Origin of the sequence: Hyphomicrobium sp. (genome assembly GCF_041674905.1) — a bacterium.
Lineage (GTDB): Bacteria > Pseudomonadota > Alphaproteobacteria > Rhizobiales > Hyphomicrobiaceae > Hyphomicrobium_B.
In genome coordinates this window covers 54,639-69,898 of the sequence record NZ_JBAYUV010000004.1, presented here as the reverse complement: position 1 = coordinate 69,898, position 15,260 = coordinate 54,639, and the positions used below count along the sequence as shown (strand labels likewise).

The window sequence follows — 15,260 nt, the reverse complement described above, 5'->3', positions numbered from 1 at the left end:
CTCACCCTCCCAGCCACCACCAAGTCCCCCGAAAGGAATTCCATGGGCCGCGAACCTTCCCGCAAATCGACGTCCGCGCCGCGAGCCGTATCCAGCCGCTCGACGAAAGCGCCGCGGCTTGGCGCGATGCCGGAATGGGACTTGAGCGATCTTTACAAGGCGCCCGACGCGCCGGAGGTTCAGCGCGATCTCAAGGCTGCGGCGAAGGAAGCGGCGCGCATCAAGACGGCATATCAAGGCCGTCTCGGCGACCTCGCTAAGGACGGCGGCAAGCTCGCGGGTGCGATCAAGGACTATGAAAAGCTGTCGGATCTGGTCGGCAAGCTCGGATCGTATTCGGGTCTTTACTACGTGCTCAATCAGACCGATCCGGTGCGCGCCAAGTTCAACGGCGACGTCTCCGAAGCGTTGACGAAACTCTACACGGACCTGATTTTCTTCGAGCTTGAGCTGAACCAGATCGACGACGCGACGATCGACGCGGCGGTCAAGCACAAGGACTTGAAGCGCTACAAGCCGTGGCTCGAAGACCTTCGCAAGGAAAAGCCGCATCAGCTCGATGAACAGATCGAACGGCTTTTCACGGAGAAATCGCAGACGAGCCGCGGCGCCTGGAACCGTCTGTTCGACGAGACGATGTCCGCGCTGAAGTTCGAGGTCAAAGGCGAAAAAACACCGCTGACGCTCGAGCTGACGCTGAATTTCCTGTCGAGCCCCGATGAAAAGAAGCGCAAGGCCGCCTCCGAAGCCTTGAGCAAGGTTTTCAAGGCCAATCTGCCGCTGTTCACGCTGATCACCAACACGCTGGCAAAGGACAAGGAAATTTCCGACCGCTGGCGCAGCTTCAAGGATGTCGCCGACAGCCGCAACCTCGCGAACCGGGTCGAGGCCCCTGTCGTCGACGCGCTGGTTGCAAGTGTCCGCGCCGCCTATCCGCAGCTTTCGCATCGCTATTACGCGATGAAGGCCAAGTGGCTCGGCAAGAAGAAGCTGGCGTCGTGGGATCGCAACGCACCGTTGCCCGACAAGCCCGAGCGCACGATCGGCTGGGCGGAAGCCGAGAAGATTGTCCTCAAAGCCTACGGCAATTTCGCGCCTGAAATGGCGACGATCGCCAAGCAGTTTTTCGACAAGAACTGGATCGACGCGGCGGTGAAACCGGGCAAGGCGCCGGGCGCTTTTTCCGCCTCGACCGTGCCGTCGGTCCATCCCTACGTGATGATGAACTACCTCGGCAAACCGCGTGATGTGATGACGCTGGCGCACGAGCTCGGCCATGGCGTGCATCAGTGGCTGGCGCGCGCCCAGGGCCCGCTTCTCGCTCCGACGCCGCTGACGCTCGCCGAAACGGCATCCGTCTTCGGCGAGATGCTGACGTTCAAGGCCATCCTCGCCGACACGAAGGACAAGCGCGAACGCAAGGCGATGATCGCGGGCAAGGTCGAGGACATGATCAATACGGTCGTGCGCCAGGTCGCGTTCTACACGTTCGAGCGCAAAGTCCACGAGGAGCGGCGGCAAGGCGAGCTGACGTCCGACCGGATCAACGCCATCTGGCTCGAAGTCCAGGCTGAAAGCCTAGGGCCGGCGATTGATCTCAAGCCCGGATACGAAGTGTTCTGGACCTACGTTCCGCACTTCATCCACTCGCCGTTCTACGTTTACGCCTATGCCTTCGGCGACTGCCTCGTGAACTCGCTTTACGGCCTCTACGCGGAAGCCCATCCGGGCTTTGTCGCGAAATACTTCGACCTGCTGAAAGCCGGAGGATCGAAGCACCATTCCGAGTTGCTCGCCCCGTTCGGCCTGGACGCCCGCGATCCTGAATTCTGGAACAAGGGGCTGAAAGTCATCGAGGGGATGATTGACGAGCTTGAAACCATGGCGTGAGTGCATATTGGGCACGCTGGCGGGAAATTACGAAAGCGCCGGGAAACGAATCCGGCGCCCGGCGCATTGTCAACCTGTCGCAGGCGGGGGGCGGTCGATTTTGTTGCTTCCCATTCCCACCCTGTCGGAGTAGACCCCCGCCACTTTGCTGCATCGCAGCTTTTCCACAGGTTGAGGCGCCTGAATGGCACAACCGCAAGCCTCTCTCCCCGCCGCGGACTTCGGTGCGGCAGAGGGGCACGACGATAAAAACTTCTGGGCTCTGGCTTTAGGCTCCGTCGGCGTCGTCTTTGGCGACATCGGTACGAGTCCGCTTTACGCCTTCAAGGAAGCGATCACGGCGGCATCGCACCACGCTACTGTAGCGGAGGCGACGCTCGGCGTGTTGTCGCTGATCTTCTGGAGCATGACCTTGGTCGTGACGATCAAGTACGTGCTCCTGCTGCTGCGTGCCGACAACAAGGGCGAGGGCGGCATGTTCGCCTTGATGGCCCTCGGCCAGACTGTGGCCCGCCGCAGCGCTCCCTTGCTTGGGGCTCTCGGGATCGCCGGCGCCTCGTTTTTTTACGGCGACGCGGTCATCACGCCTGCAATTTCGGTCCTCTCGGCCGTCGAAGGCTTGCGGCTCATCGCGCCGCAGTTCGAGGTCGCCGTCATTCCGGTGGCTCTGATCGTGCTGACGGTGCTGTTCTGGATGCAGTCCCACGGCACGGCGAGGGTTGCCCGGTTTTTCGGCCCCATCATGGTGGTTTGGTTCGCCGTTCTGGCGCTTGGCGGCCTGATGCACATCGCCGACAACCTGCACGTTCTTCTGGCTCTGAACCCGCTTTACGGCATCGAATTCGTCTATTCCAACGGCGTGCTCGGGCTGACCGTCATGGGCCTTGTGTTTCTAGCCTGCACCGGCGCCGAAGCGCTCTACGCCGACCTTGGCCACTTCGGCCGCAGGCCGATCACGGTGTCGTGGCTCTATTTTGTGATGCCGGCGCTGGTCCTGAACTACTTCGGCCAGGGCGCGCTCGTCATGAACGACGCGAACGCCATCGAGAATCCGTTTTACCGTCTCTATCCGCAGTTCGCCCTGATCCCGATGCTGATCCTTTCGACGTTCGCGACTGTGATCGCCAGCCAGGCTGTCATTACCGGCGCGTTTTCTCTGACACGCCAGGCCATCCAGCTCGGGCTCATTCCGCGCTTCGAAATCCGCCACACGTCCGAGAGCATCGCGGGCCAGATCTATATTCCGCGCGTCAACTGGATGCTGTTCGTCTTCGTCGTGCTGGCAATCTTCGCGTTCCGCACATCGTCCAATCTTGCGGCCGCTTATGGCGTTTCGGTTACGGCCGCCATGGTCATCGATACGCTGATGGCCTTCTTCGTGATCTGGAAGTGCTGGCGATGGCCGCTATGGCGCGTCGCCCTGGTTGTCATTCCGCTGCTGATGATCGAACAGGCATTCTTCTCAGCCAACGTGCTCAAGCTGTTTGAAGGCGGCTGGGTGCCGCTCGTCATCGCCTTGATGCTGGCGATCATCATGTTCAGTTGGGTCAAGGGTTCGAAACTGCTGGTTAAGCTGACGAAGCGCAACGAGGCCGATCTCGATTGGCTCGTGCGCAAGCTCGAAGCCAAACCTCCGCACCGTGTACCCGGAACGGCGGTATTCCTGACCGGCGATCCCTATGCCGCCCCAACGTCCATGATGCACAACCTGAAGCACAATCGCGTCATGCACGAACGCAATATTCTGCTGTCCATTCGCACGGTGGAAACGCCGCGCGTCGCGCGCCATGAACGGATCACGATCGAGCGCATTTCCGATCATTTCATCCGTATCGTTGCCCGCTACGGCTTCATGGAAACGCCGAGCGTGCCGAAAATCCTCGAGCACGCCCGCCGCAAGGATTGCAACATCGATATCGGAGCAACCTCGTTCTTCCTGTCGCGCCGCTCCTTGCGCAAGACGCCGAAGTCGGAATTGCCGCGCTGGCAGGAGCGCCTGTTCATCCTCCTTGCCGCCAGCGCCGAGGACGCCACGACCTATTTCCAAATCCCCACCGACCGTGTCGTCGAGGTCGGAACCCAGGTCGCGATTTAGCCCCGGGGCGGCTGCGGCGGCCGCCGGTGCAACCGCTTCTCCTCCGAAAGGCGCGGGGCGGACTGCCTCATGTACCAAAAGTCAAGCCGCTGAATTACTTGAAGCACGCGAAGTCTTAAGGTACCTACCTGGGTAGAAAATACTGATCCGCATCCGGGGAGAAGAAACGTGAGTGTCGATTATTCGAACGGCCACTCTGCCATGGACTATTCAGAGCATCAGAAAACCTATGCCGGTTTCCTGCGGTTTGCGAAATTTGGCATCATATTCGCGGCACTCATACTTCTCGGCATGAAAGTCTTCTTGGTCTGAGGCCCCACAGGCCACGCAAGTGACTTCATGCGGGGCAGGCTCTCACGGGTTCTGCCCTTTCTGATCCCGGCTTCCGGCCACATCACTTCAATTCAATTGGGCTGAGACATGGTCACGATAGCTGTCACCAGTGAATCGGCGGACGAACCACGCATTGCGGTTTCGCCCGATACGGTGAAGAAATTCACCGCGCTTGGCGCCAAGGTGCGTATCGAATCGGGGGCTGGAGCGAGATCGCGCTTCTCCGATGACGCTTATCGGGCCGCTGGCGCGGAGACCGTGACTCGCTCGGAAGCGCTTCACGGCGCCGACATTCTCCTCGCCGTCCGGCGGCCGAGCATTGAGGATGTCGCCGCGTTGAAGCCCGGCGCCATCGTCGCCGCGATGATTGACCCTTACGGCGACCGGGCGGCGCTTGCAGCGCTTGCCGGCACCGGCGCCACGGTCTTCTCGATGGAATTCATGCCGAGAACGACGCGCGCCCAGTCGATGGACGTGCTGTCCAGCCAGGCAAACCTCGCAGGCTACAAGGCCGTCATCGACGGTGCGGCGATGTTCGGCCAGGCGCTGCCGATGATGATGACTCCGGCTGGCACCGTTCCAGCCGCGAAGGCGTTCATCATGGGTGTCGGCGTCGCGGGTCTGCAGGCGATCGCGACGGCGCGCCGCCTCGGTGCGCAGGTGACGGCGACGGACGTTCGCCCCGCAACCAAAGAGCAGGTTCAGTCCTTGGGCGCGAAATTCATCGCTGTCGAGGACGACGAGTTCAAGCAGGCCCAGACAGCGGCAGGCTACGCCAAGCCGATGAGCGCGGAGTATCAGGTCAAACAGGCCGAGCTTGTCGCGCAACACGTCAAGAATCAGGATCTCGTCGTTACAACTGCGCTGATTCCCGGCCGCCCGGCCCCAAAGCTCATTTCGCGTGCCATGATCGAGAGCATGAAGCCGGGCGCGGTGATCGTCGATCTCGCGGCCGAGCGCGGCGGCAACACCGAGTTGACGGAACCCGGCAAGACGATCGAGACGCCGAACGGCGTCAGGATTTTCGCGCCCCTCAACCTTGCGGGCAGCATCGCCGTCAACGCTTCGAGCCTCTACGCCAAGAACCTTCTCGCGTTCCTCGACGGGACGATGTTCGACAAGAAGGAAAAGACGCTGGCGGTCAATTGGGACGACGAACTGATCAAGGGCACGCTGGTCGCCAAGGGCGGCCAGATCGTCCATCCCAATTTGCAGACGCAGGCAAGCTAGAATTTGAGCCGCCGCTGCACGCCCCTCGCCATTACGGGGAGGGCGCGGGCGGGGGACCTAAACGATACGAAACACGCCGTTCGAACGATCATTTGGAGTGTCAAAATGCCGAAGGGAAAATCTCTAGAGGCGCTTCACCCAACCCCCGCAGGACGCACTTTCCTGCCGGCGCTGATCGCGGCGCTGTTGCTTCCGACCGCGGCCTTCGCGTCCGAGGGTGGCGGTCCGGTCAGCCCTGCGGTCTACGAATTCATGGTCTTCATCATCGCGATCTTCGTCGGCTATTACGTCGTCTGGTCCGTGACCCCGGCGCTGCACACGCCGCTGATGAGCGTCACGAACGCGATTTCCTCCGTCATCGTCGTCGGAGCTCTGCTGGCGGTCGGTGTATCTCTGACGGCCGCCGACAGCGTGGTGGCCAAGATCTTCGGGTTTCTCGCGCTGACGATGGCCTCCGTGAACATCTTCGGCGGCTTCCTCGTCACCAATCGGATGCTCTCGATGTACAAAAAGAAAGACGCACCGAAAAAATGACCGGCCTCGGCTCGATTTTCCGGATTTTAGGCGCGGCCATCGCCCTGGCGTTGAGCCTGACGCTGGCGCTGGCTGGCGCAAGCCACGCGCGCGCGCTGAGCGATGCGGAGAAGACGTCGCTTTCAACAACGGTCAGCGACTTCAACGGCGCCATCAAGTCCGCCAATATCGACCGCATCTCGCAAACCGTCCCGCCGAGAATTTTTGACCTCCTCGCCAAGAAGGCGAATATCAACGCCGCCGTGATCCGTGAAACGATGACGCGCATGCTGAAGTCGACGATGCAGGAAGCCCCGTTCGAGGACTTCAGCATGGACGTGGAGCATGCAGCGTTCAAGGAAACGCCTAATGGCGATCCTTATGCGCTGATCCCGACCAAGGTTTCTCTCAACGTCGAAGGCCAGCGCTTCAAGGTTTCGACGCACACGCTGGCGCTGCTTGACGGAGAAACTTGGTATCTCGTGCGCGTCAGCGAAGATCAACAGGTCATGCTTCTGCGCGAAGCCTACCCAAATTTTGTCGCCGAGAAATTTCCCGAGAGCACCACGGAGACGCTGAACTGATGCGTACCTCCGCCATGAACTCCAAAAATCCCTGCCGTCAAAGGATACCGTCATGAGCGCCAACGTCGCCGCATTATCCTACCTCGCCGCGGGCGTGCTCTTCATTCTGGCGCTTAGAGGTTTGTCGAGTCCGGCGACGTCTCGGCAGGGCAACCTGTTCGGCATCATCGGCATGACGCTCGCCATCCTGACAACACTCGGCCTTGCGGCGCCGACGGCGACGTCCTGGATCTTGATCGTTCTCGGCCTCGGCCTCGGCATCGGCGGCTTCATCGGCGCCAAGACGGCGCGCGAAATCCCGATGACGATGATGCCCGAGCTGATCGCGGCCTTCCATTCGCTCGTCGGTCTTGCCGCCGTGTTCGTCGCGGCCAGCGCCCTTTACGCGCCGTCGGCGTTCGGAATTCTTGCCGACCCCGCCAACCCCGCGCTTGGCATCAAGGGCGGCAGCCTGTTCGAAATGGCGCTCGGCGTCGCCATCGGCGCCATCACGTTTACGGGCTCCGTGATTGCGTTCGCCAAGCTATCGGGACGCATGTCCGGCAAACCGATCCTTCTTCCGGCGCGCCATCTCATCAATGCGGCGCTCGGCCTGATCCTGATCTTCGTTGTCTACAGCTTCATTCAGTCGGGCGGATCGGCGCTGCTGTTCTGGCTGATCGTTCTTCTCTCCCTGCTGATCGGCATCCTGATCATTGTCCCGATCGGCGGCGCCGACATGCCGGTCGTCATCTCGATGCTGAATTCGTATTCGGGATGGGCCGCGGCTGGCATCGGCTTCACGCTCGGCAATATCGCGCTGATCATCACCGGTGCGCTCGTCGGCTCGTCGGGCGCCATTCTGTCCTACATCATGTGCAAAGGCATGAACCGACAGTTCTTGTCGGTCATCGCCGGTGGTTTCGGCGGCGAGACGGCGGCGGCCGCAGGTGGCGGCGAGCAGAAGCCAGTCAAGCTCGGATCGGCCGAGGACGCCGCCTACGTGCTTGGCAACGCCAGCAAGGTCATCATCGTCCCGGGCTACGGCATGGCGGTCGCCCAGGCGCAGCACGCGCTTCGCGAAATGGCCGATGCCCTGAAGAAGAAGGGCGTCGAGGTTAAGTACGCCATCCATCCGGTGGCCGGCCGCATGCCGGGCCACATGAACGTGCTGCTGGCCGAGGCCAACGTCCCCTACGACGAGGTCTTCGAGCTTGAGGACATCAACAGCGAGTTCTCCCAGGCTGACGCCGTCTACGTGATCGGTGCCAACGACGTGGTCAACCCGGCAGCGGAAGATGACAAGACCTCGCCGATCTACGGGATGCCCGTCCTGCAGGTCTGGAAAGCCGGAACCGTGTTCTTCAATAAGCGTTCGCTGGCGTCCGGCTATGCCGGTATCGACAACCCGGTCTTCTACCGCGACAATACGGTCATGGTTCTTGGTGACGCCAAGAAAATGACCGACGAGATTGTTAAAGCGCTCGCCCATTAAAGTGCTTCCGGAAAAGTGGGAACGGTTTTCCGGTAAGAAGCACGATAAACAAAGATTGAGAGCCGATCCGCATTCAACGAAGCGGAAGGGCTCTAGGTCTTTTCTGCGCGCCGTCCGGGGCTGATCTGCAACAGGTGTGCAGCCATCGCTGCATCGCCTGCTCGGCAGCCGGATTGGTCTGCTATAAGCGCAGCATTCCGTGGTTGAGGGTTTTGCGTGTTGGCTCCCGTGGCGTCGTCGTCATTTGAAAACGATCTTGAGCGCATCGAGATCCTCGCTGCTTCCCCCGTCACGAGTTCGGCGCTTCTCGAACGCAACCTGAACTGCATCTACGAACAGGCCGCCGCCGCCCGCTTCGATGACTACGACGTCGTGAGCATCGCCAGGGTCGCGCCCGCGGTGATGTACCGGATCTTCGACCTGCGTGTCGGCCTGCGCGAAAAGCTCGCGCATTACGAAATGCTGGGCTTGATGACGCCCGCCGCCGTCCAGGGCTTTCGCGACGTCTTCCGCGTGCTTCGCTATATGTCGGACATGCTCGGCGAAATCGCCAGCCTGGAGCCCAACTCCGGCGACCCCGGTTACCTGCTGCGCGGCTTTACGGGTGAAGAAAACAATACGCTGATCAACTACGCCTTCTACCGCGATGGCCGGGCGGTGGCGTTCCAGTCGGGCGATGTCATCCTCGTTCGGGGGCGCGCCCACAATAGCGCCGCCATCGCGCGCATCGGAGACGTCGACAGCCAGTTCAGCCACATCGGCATCGTTCACATCGACGATCACGGCAGCCACTGGATGGTGGAAAGCCTGATTGAGGACGGCGCGATCATCGGCTCGCTCGGTAAGGCGCTCGACCACAACATCGTCCGCGCGGTGCTTTATCGCAATCGCGACGCCGATTTCGCGGCCCGCGCCGCCAAATCGATTTTCGATTACGTCGCGGCGTCGCGCGTCAGGGGCGGCAAGCGCATCCTTTATGACTTCTCGATGCGAACTGATGAGACGCGCAATCTGTTCTGCTCGAAGCTCGTCAGGCTGGCGTTCTCTCAGGCCAGCGGCGGCCGCTTCGTTCTGCCGACGTATCCGACCCACATCGCCCGCAAGAACCGCGATTTTCTCGATCGCGTCGGCGTCGCAACCGATATGACGTTCGCGCCCGCCGACATCGATATGGAATCGAGCTTCGACCTCGTCGCCGAATGGCAGGACTATCGTGAGACAGCCAACATCCGGCTGCAGGATTTCACGATGGACAAGCTGTTCGAATGGATGGAGCGCTACAACTATCGTTTCGAAGAAACGTCGGCGATCAAGCTCGTTTCGCTCCTCGGGCGATTTTCATCGTATTTTTCCGAAGGCGCGAAGCAGACGCTGTCCTCGGTGTTTCCGCGCGTTCCCTCAAACATGCCGAGGAAAACGGTTGCCGTCGTCGCCATGCTTCACAAGACGGCCGAACCGATCTATCACGAACTGCAGCGCCAAAATCAGCAACTGGTCATGGAGACTGGCGTGCCGATGCATGGCCTCGACATCTTTTCAGCACTCGAATCCATTCGCGAGCGTTGCGGCAATCGGATCGGATATTTGGTGCGGCAGGGCTTTTAGTGAACACTGGCGATCCGAAGTTGAATTCCGGGGTGTTGAGACAGCCTGAGGCACCGTCTTGCTCAAGACCGTTATCATCATCGGCGTTGGCCTTTATGCGGTCGCCTCGGCAGTGATGTATTATGCGCAACGCCGCTTCATCTATTTCCCCGAACCGTCCCGCACGCTTCCGCAGGCCGCCGGACTTCCCGACGTCGCCGAGCGCATCATCGCAACGCCAGACGGCGAAAAACTGATCGCCTGGTACGGCAAGGCGAAGCCCGGGCAACCGACCCTGCTTTATTTCCACGGCAACGGCGGTGCGCTGGAATTCAGGAGCGCCAGCATCCGCCGCTATCTCAACCGCGGCCGTGGCATCTTCATGATGTCGTATCGCGGCTACAGCGGCTCGACCGGATCGCCGTCGGAAACGGCGAACGTCGCCGACGCCAAGCTCGCCTACGATGCTCTCCTCGGAGAAGGCGTAAGCTCGCAAGACATCATTCTTTATGGAGAATCTCTCGGCACCGGTGTCGCCGTTCAGGTCGCGTCCGAGAAAAAGGCGTCAGGCGTGATCCTCGACAGTCCATTTACGTCGATGGTCGAGCTGGCGGAGAAGTTCTATCCGTGGCTGCCGGTGAGCTTCCTGCTCAAGGATCGTTACGACTCGATGCTCCATATCCGCGACGTGCACGAGCCAGTCTTCGTCATGCACGGAGAGGCCGACGACATCGTGCCTGTCGAAATGGGTCGCCGTCTTTTTGCGGCCGCCAACAACCCGAAAGACATCATCACAATCCCCGGCGTTGGGCATGCCGTGCACGATGACATGACGTTTGCGATCATCAACCTCTGGATCGACAAGTTGCGCTCGGCTCAGGCGACCGCCGCGGAATGAGCCCTGCCCAAAATAAAAGGCCCGCGAAAATCGCGAGCCTTCGAAATTCCGATCGCAAAAGCAGGGCTTCTTAGAAGCTGCTACCGCTACCGCTGTTAAAGCCGCCGCCACCACCGCCGCCACTGCTGAAGCCACCACCGCCACCGCTGAAGCCGCCGCCGGTGTTGCCGCTATTGAAGCCACCGCCCGACTGACCGCCACGGAAACCACCGCCCGCGCCACCGGCACCCGGACCGCCACGACCCGCACCCGGACCACCTTTACCGCCAGGGCCGCCGCGAGCCGTCGCCGGCTTGCTCGGCAGAAGACCTTCGCGCTGCAGTTTCTTGCGAGCCAGCTTGCGGGCGCGGCGCACGGCTTCCGCCTTTTCGCGCGCTCTCTTTTCCGAAGGTTTCTCGAAGTGTCCGCGAAGCTTCATTTCACGGAAGACGCCCTCGCGCTGTAGCTTTTTCTTGAGCGCCTTCAGAGCCTGATCAACATTGTTATCGCGAACGAGAACCTGCAAGCGGTTGTATCCTCTATAGAATTATGACGATGTTGAATGCACGAAAACACGAGCTCCGGGGCCTTGCCGCCGAGGCTCGCGTTGATTTCTTGAGGGCTTGTAGCAAACACGGTGAAGATTGGCAATCGGGGCTAAACCTGGATAATCCTGGCCGGTCGAGGAGCCAGCCGGGCCGGCCCGCAACTCAAAGCTGCAGAAAACTGGGCCAGCTTCGCTCAGCCGGGCGCCTTGCTCAGCAGCCGGTTGACGTGCCCCATCTTGCGGCCCAGCCGAACGTCCCTCTTGCCATAATGATGGAAGAACGAGCCGGGCGAGGCGGCAATCTCGGGCCACGTCAGAATGTCGTCGCCAATGAGATTGATCATCTCGGCGCCTGCAGCCTTGAGGTCCGTCGCGCCGAGCGGCCAGCCGGCCACCGCTCGAATATGCTGTTCGAATTGCGAGGTCAGCGCCCCGTCGATCGTCCAGTGCCCGGAATTGTGTACTCGCGGCGCCATTTCATTCACGAAAAGCCCGTCGCGGCCATTGTCCGAGACGACGAAGAACTCAATCGCGAACACGCCGACATAATCGAGCCGCTCCGCGATCTTTCGCGCCGTGGCGATCGCCTCATCCGCAACGTCCGGAGCGAGGCTCGCCGGAGCGACGGAGCGATGCAGGATGTGGTCGCGATGCTCGTTCTCGGTGACGTCGAAGGCGGCGAAGGTTCCGTCGGCCGCGCGCGCCGCAACGATGGAAACTTCAGCGCGAAAGTCGACGAAGGATTCGAGGATCGATGGCGCATCGCGCATCGCGGCCCACGCCGTCGCCGCATCCTTGCGATGGAGGATTTTTGCCTGCCCTTTGCCATCATAGCCGAAGCGGCGCGTCTTCAGGACGGATGGAATGGCGAACCCGCCGTCGAGCGCGTTTTCGAGATCGGCGAGACTATCGACGGTCGCGAATGCCGCCGTCATCGCGCCAAGCTCACGCGCCAGAGACTTTTCGTTGAGACGGTCCTGCGCGCAGGCGAGCGCCTTCGCACCGGGGCGAACAGGAATTCGTCGCGATAGAAACTCGACGGTTGCGACCGGAATGTTCTCGAATTCATAAGTGGCGACGTCGACGGCCTTCGCGAACGCCGCAAGCTGCGCTTCGTCCTCGTAAGCGGCAATCGTGTGCGCCGCCGCGACCTCGAACGCCGGGCTATCGGGCTCCGGGGCATAGATGTGCGACTTGAATCCGAGCCGAGCGGACGCCATCGCCAGCATGCGGCCGAGCTGTCCGCCGCCAAGAATTCCGATGGTCGAGCCGGGAGGAAGTGCAGTCATGGAATTTGGTGTCATCCTTGCGTCGGCGTCTCGGCAACTTCGGAGGTATGCCGGCGTCGCCAGGCCTCGAGTCGCTCCGCCAGCGCATCGTCGGAAAGCGCCAGAATCTGCGCCGCGAGAAGCCCTGCATTTTTCGCGCCTGCGTCGCCGATCGCGAGCGTCCCGACCGGCACGCCGGCCGGCATCTGCACGATCGAATAGAGGCTGTCCTGGCCCTTGAGCGCCTTGCTCTCGATCGGCACGCCGAGCACCGGAAGCGCCGTCATCGAGGCGGTCATGCCCGGCAGATGCGCCGCGCCGCCAGCACCTGCGATGATGACCTTGAGACCCGCCGCCTTCGCGCCCTTCGCGAACGAATAAAGCCGCTCGGGCGTCCGGTGCGCCGACACGATCTTGGTCTCGAAGGCGACGCCGAGTTCGGTCAGGACGTCGGCCGCGTGTTTCATCGTCGGCCAGTCCGACTGGCTGCCCATGATGATTCCGACGAGTGGCTTGGCTTTGGTCATAAGTCCCGGCTCACAAAGGGAAATTCGCATCCGATTACGTAATCGTTATTACGCATTGGAAATAACGGAATCCGTAAATAAGGGAAAGCGCGTCGGTACAGGAGAAAAGCCGTATTTACAAGGATTTTTCGGTTTTTGGTCCGTCGCGAGTCATAAGCCGGTTCAATCCCCTGATCCCGTTTCTATTACGGAAAGTGTAAGGCCAACACCGGGCTGATCGTATCCCCTTGCCCTTCGCCTGGCGGGGAAAGCTTAAGGTCGACGGCGCGTTGATCGTGCTTCACCTTATTCCCCTCCCCGTCGAGGGGAGTAGGCCTGGTGATCCCGCTCTTATCTCGTGGGACGTGCGGCGTCATCGACGGTCACTTCGGAACCGCCGCTCAGCAGGCGAAGAACCGTCTCCAGCGTATCGGCTTCGGCCGCCGGTTTATCCCAGCGGATACGATGGATACGCGGAAAGCGCATCGCGACGCCCGATTTATGCCGGGTCGAGGCATGTACCGCGTCGAACGCCACCTCGAACACGATGCCCGGATCGACGGCGCGGACCGGCCCGAACGTCTCGACGGTGTTGTTTCTGATCCAGCGGTCGAGAAGCAAAAGCTCTTCGTCGGTGAAGCCCGAATACGCCTTGCCGACGGGAACGAGCTGGCGTCCGCCGTCCGCATCCTCCTGCCAGACGCCGAACGTATAGTCGGAATAATACGACGAGCGCTTGCCGGAGCCGCGCTGGGCATACATCAGCACGCAATCGAGCGTCAGCGCCGCGCGCTTCCACTTGAACCACTGGCCCTTGATGCGCCCGGCTTGATACGCGCTGTCGCGACGCTTCAGCATCAGGCCCTCGATGCCCTCGGCGCGCGACGATGACCAGAGCACGTTGAGATCCTCGAACGTCGTGAAGGCGACGAGCGGCGACACGTCGGTTGACGGCGGATGATGCGACGCATACCACGTTTCGAGCCGCGTGCGCCGCTCACTAAACGGCAGCGCGCGCAAATCTTCCTGCCCGTCGAACAGAAGGTCGTAGAGGCGCACATGCGGCGGATAGGCCGCCATCATTTTCGCCGTCACGGCTTTGCGATTGAGGCGCTGCTGCAAGTCGTTGAATGGCGCGATCTCGCCGTCGCGCATGATCAGCAGTTCACCGTCGACGACGCAATCATGACCCTGAAACGCGCTCCGGATTTCCGGAAATGCGCGCGAAATGTCGTCGCCCTGGCGCGAGAACATACGCACGTCGCCGCCGCGCGCCGAAACCTGCACGCGGATGCCATCCCATTTCCATTCCGCGACGAAATCCTCCGGCGCGAGCTTCGGCCAGTCTCCCTCTTCGACCGGGTGCGCAAGCATAACGGGGCGGAACACGGGCTTCGATCCCGGATCGGGACGCTCCGCACGGCCATCGAGCCATGCGAAAAGATCGAGATACGGCGGCTCCAGCGCATGCCAGATTTCCTCGATCTCGGAGACGTCGCGCCCGTAGGCTTCTGCAAGTGCGGTGCGTGCGAGCCGTGCCGACACGCCGACACGTGGTGCGCCGCCCAGCAATTTCAGCAGCGCCCAGCGGCCTGACGCGTCGAGCGCGTTGAGGAATTGGCCGAGACGCACTGTGCGTTCCGCCGCCGTTCCGCTCGCCATCGCGCCGATGACGTTGCCGAGCGAGAGATAAGCCGGCTCCGCTCCCGAATTATGCCCTGCATCACCCCACCCCCGACCCATCCCCGTCGAGGGGAGGGGAGAAGTGGGGCGAGGACCATCCTGCTGTTGAATATCCACATCCACAACATGAGCGAAGATGCCTCCGCTCAATTCCCCTCCCTCTTGCCGGGAGGGGTTAGGGGTGGGGATAAGATCCAGCGACAACTGCAGCGATTTCTCGCCGAGCTTCTCACCCCGTCCCCGGCTTTTTCCCGTCGAGGAGAGGGGAGATGTTCGGCGAATATCGTCTTGCGTCTGATAATCATGCCCGTGGGCAAGGGGAGCGCGGGAGCCTTCACTCCATTCCCCTCCCCCTTGCGGGGAGGGGGTAGGGGTATTCGTTTGGCGTGACAAATCCACCGGATCGTCCGGCCAGAGCAGCGCGACCGTTTCGGCCGTGTCGCCGACGTAATCGCGCGACAGCTGATACAGAACGGGATCGATGAAGCGCCCGGTGAGATCGCTCAGCATGCGCCGCAACGGCAAGCGCACGGGAATACCGTCCGTCAACGCCGCTAAAGCCCAGCCGCGATCGGGATCGGGTGTCGACCGGAAGTAATGCCCGAGCAGCGCCGTTTTGCGATTGCGGCTTTGCGTATAGACGAGGCAATCGAGCAGCCGGGCGAAAGCGCGCATG

The 15,260-nt window shown here is 61.4% G+C and carries 12 protein-coding genes and 1 pseudogene; 9 read left to right on the top strand and 4 right to left on the bottom strand.

The features are described 5' to 3' along the window. Positions 1-42 precede the first annotated feature (42 nt). From WC026_RS02785 to WC026_RS02745, 9 genes are all read left to right on the top strand, one after another. Complete coding sequence (locus WC026_RS02785) at positions 43-1,890, top strand: M3 family oligoendopeptidase (RefSeq protein ID WP_372709280.1); 1,848 nt, start codon at positions 43-45, stop codon at positions 1,888-1,890. Positions 1,891-2,074: 184 nt separating this feature from the next. Then, positions 2,075-3,985, top strand: a complete 1,911-nt coding sequence (locus tag WC026_RS02780; RefSeq protein ID WP_372709279.1) for a potassium transporter Kup — start codon at positions 2,075-2,077, stop codon at positions 3,983-3,985. Positions 3,986-4,153: 168 nt separating this feature from the next. Beyond that, entirely contained in the window at positions 4,154-4,297 is a 144-nt protein-coding gene (locus WC026_RS02775) for an aa3-type cytochrome c oxidase subunit IV (protein ID WP_372709278.1), read from the top strand. A gap of 108 nt (positions 4,298-4,405) precedes the next feature. Beyond that, a complete protein-coding gene (locus WC026_RS02770) occupies positions 4,406-5,548 on the top strand; it encodes a Re/Si-specific NAD(P)(+) transhydrogenase subunit alpha (RefSeq protein WP_372709277.1) in 1,143 nt (380 codons plus the stop codon). 105 nt (positions 5,549-5,653) lie between these two features. Continuing rightward, a complete protein-coding gene (locus WC026_RS02765) occupies positions 5,654-6,082 on the top strand; it encodes an NAD(P) transhydrogenase subunit alpha (protein ID WP_372709276.1) in 429 nt (142 codons plus the stop codon). Continuing rightward, positions 6,079-6,645: a hypothetical protein gene (locus tag WC026_RS02760; RefSeq protein ID WP_372709275.1), complete on the top strand. Its 567-nt coding sequence runs from the start codon at positions 6,079-6,081 to the stop codon at positions 6,643-6,645. Before WC026_RS02765 ends, WC026_RS02760 begins: the two co-directional genes overlap by 4 nt. Positions 6,646-6,697: 52 nt before the next feature. Beyond that, positions 6,698-8,119, top strand: a complete 1,422-nt coding sequence (locus tag WC026_RS02755; protein ID WP_372709274.1) for an NAD(P)(+) transhydrogenase (Re/Si-specific) subunit beta — start codon at positions 6,698-6,700, stop codon at positions 8,117-8,119. A 216-nt stretch (positions 8,120-8,335) separates the two neighbouring features. Further along, the gene (locus tag WC026_RS02750) at positions 8,336-9,724 is read left to right on the top strand and encodes a YiiX/YebB-like N1pC/P60 family cysteine hydrolase (RefSeq protein ID WP_372709273.1); all 1,389 of its coding nucleotides are present in this window, start codon (positions 8,336-8,338) and stop codon (positions 9,722-9,724) included. A 58-nt stretch (positions 9,725-9,782) separates the two neighbouring features. Beyond that, a complete protein-coding gene (locus WC026_RS02745) occupies positions 9,783-10,601 on the top strand; it encodes an alpha/beta hydrolase (protein WP_372709272.1) in 819 nt (272 codons plus the stop codon). Positions 10,602-10,812: 211 nt separating this feature from the next. Here WC026_RS02745 and rpsU read toward each other — a convergent pair. The 4 genes and pseudogenes from rpsU to WC026_RS02725 form a co-directional block, all read right to left on the bottom strand. Continuing rightward, positions 10,813-11,106, bottom strand: a pseudogene (rpsU, locus tag WC026_RS02740) (30S ribosomal protein S21); the annotation flags it as partial. A 215-nt stretch (positions 11,107-11,321) separates the two neighbouring features. After that, positions 11,322-12,416 (bottom strand): 5-(carboxyamino)imidazole ribonucleotide synthase, encoded by a 1,095-nt coding sequence (locus tag WC026_RS02735; RefSeq protein ID WP_372709271.1) that lies wholly within the window; start codon positions 12,414-12,416, stop codon positions 11,322-11,324. 11 nt (positions 12,417-12,427) lie between these two features. Further along, complete coding sequence (gene purE / locus WC026_RS02730) at positions 12,428-12,922, bottom strand: 5-(carboxyamino)imidazole ribonucleotide mutase (RefSeq protein WP_372709270.1); 495 nt, start codon at positions 12,920-12,922, stop codon at positions 12,428-12,430. A gap of 330 nt (positions 12,923-13,252) precedes the next feature. Continuing rightward, positions 13,253-15,259 carry a cisplatin damage response ATP-dependent DNA ligase gene (locus WC026_RS02725; protein WP_372709269.1) on the bottom strand — a complete coding sequence of 669 codons (2,007 nt, stop codon included), beginning with the start codon at positions 15,257-15,259 and terminating at the stop codon, positions 13,253-13,255. Position 15,260: the final 1 nt, after the last annotated feature.

Coding starts and splice junctions, on each gene's coding strand:
- WC026_RS02765 (WP_372709276.1), top strand. CDS start 5,654: ATGCCGAAGGGAAAATCTCTAGAGGCGCTTCACCCAACCCCCGCAGGA.
- WC026_RS02770 (WP_372709277.1), top strand. CDS start 4,406: ATGGTCACGATAGCTGTCACCAGTGAATCGGCGGACGAACCACGCATT.
- WC026_RS02735 (WP_372709271.1), bottom strand. CDS start 12,416: ATGACTGCACTTCCTCCCGGCTCGACCATCGGAATTCTTGGCGGCGGA.
- WC026_RS02755 (WP_372709274.1), top strand. CDS start 6,698: ATGAGCGCCAACGTCGCCGCATTATCCTACCTCGCCGCGGGCGTGCTC.
- WC026_RS02785 (WP_372709280.1), top strand. CDS start 43: ATGGGCCGCGAACCTTCCCGCAAATCGACGTCCGCGCCGCGAGCCGTA.
- WC026_RS02725 (WP_372709269.1), bottom strand. CDS start 15,259: ATGCGCGCTTTCGCCCGGCTGCTCGATTGCCTCGTCTATACGCAAAGC.
- WC026_RS02760 (WP_372709275.1), top strand. CDS start 6,079: ATGACCGGCCTCGGCTCGATTTTCCGGATTTTAGGCGCGGCCATCGCC.
- purE (WP_372709270.1), bottom strand. CDS start 12,922: ATGACCAAAGCCAAGCCACTCGTCGGAATCATCATGGGCAGCCAGTCG.
- WC026_RS02780 (WP_372709279.1), top strand. CDS start 2,075: ATGGCACAACCGCAAGCCTCTCTCCCCGCCGCGGACTTCGGTGCGGCA.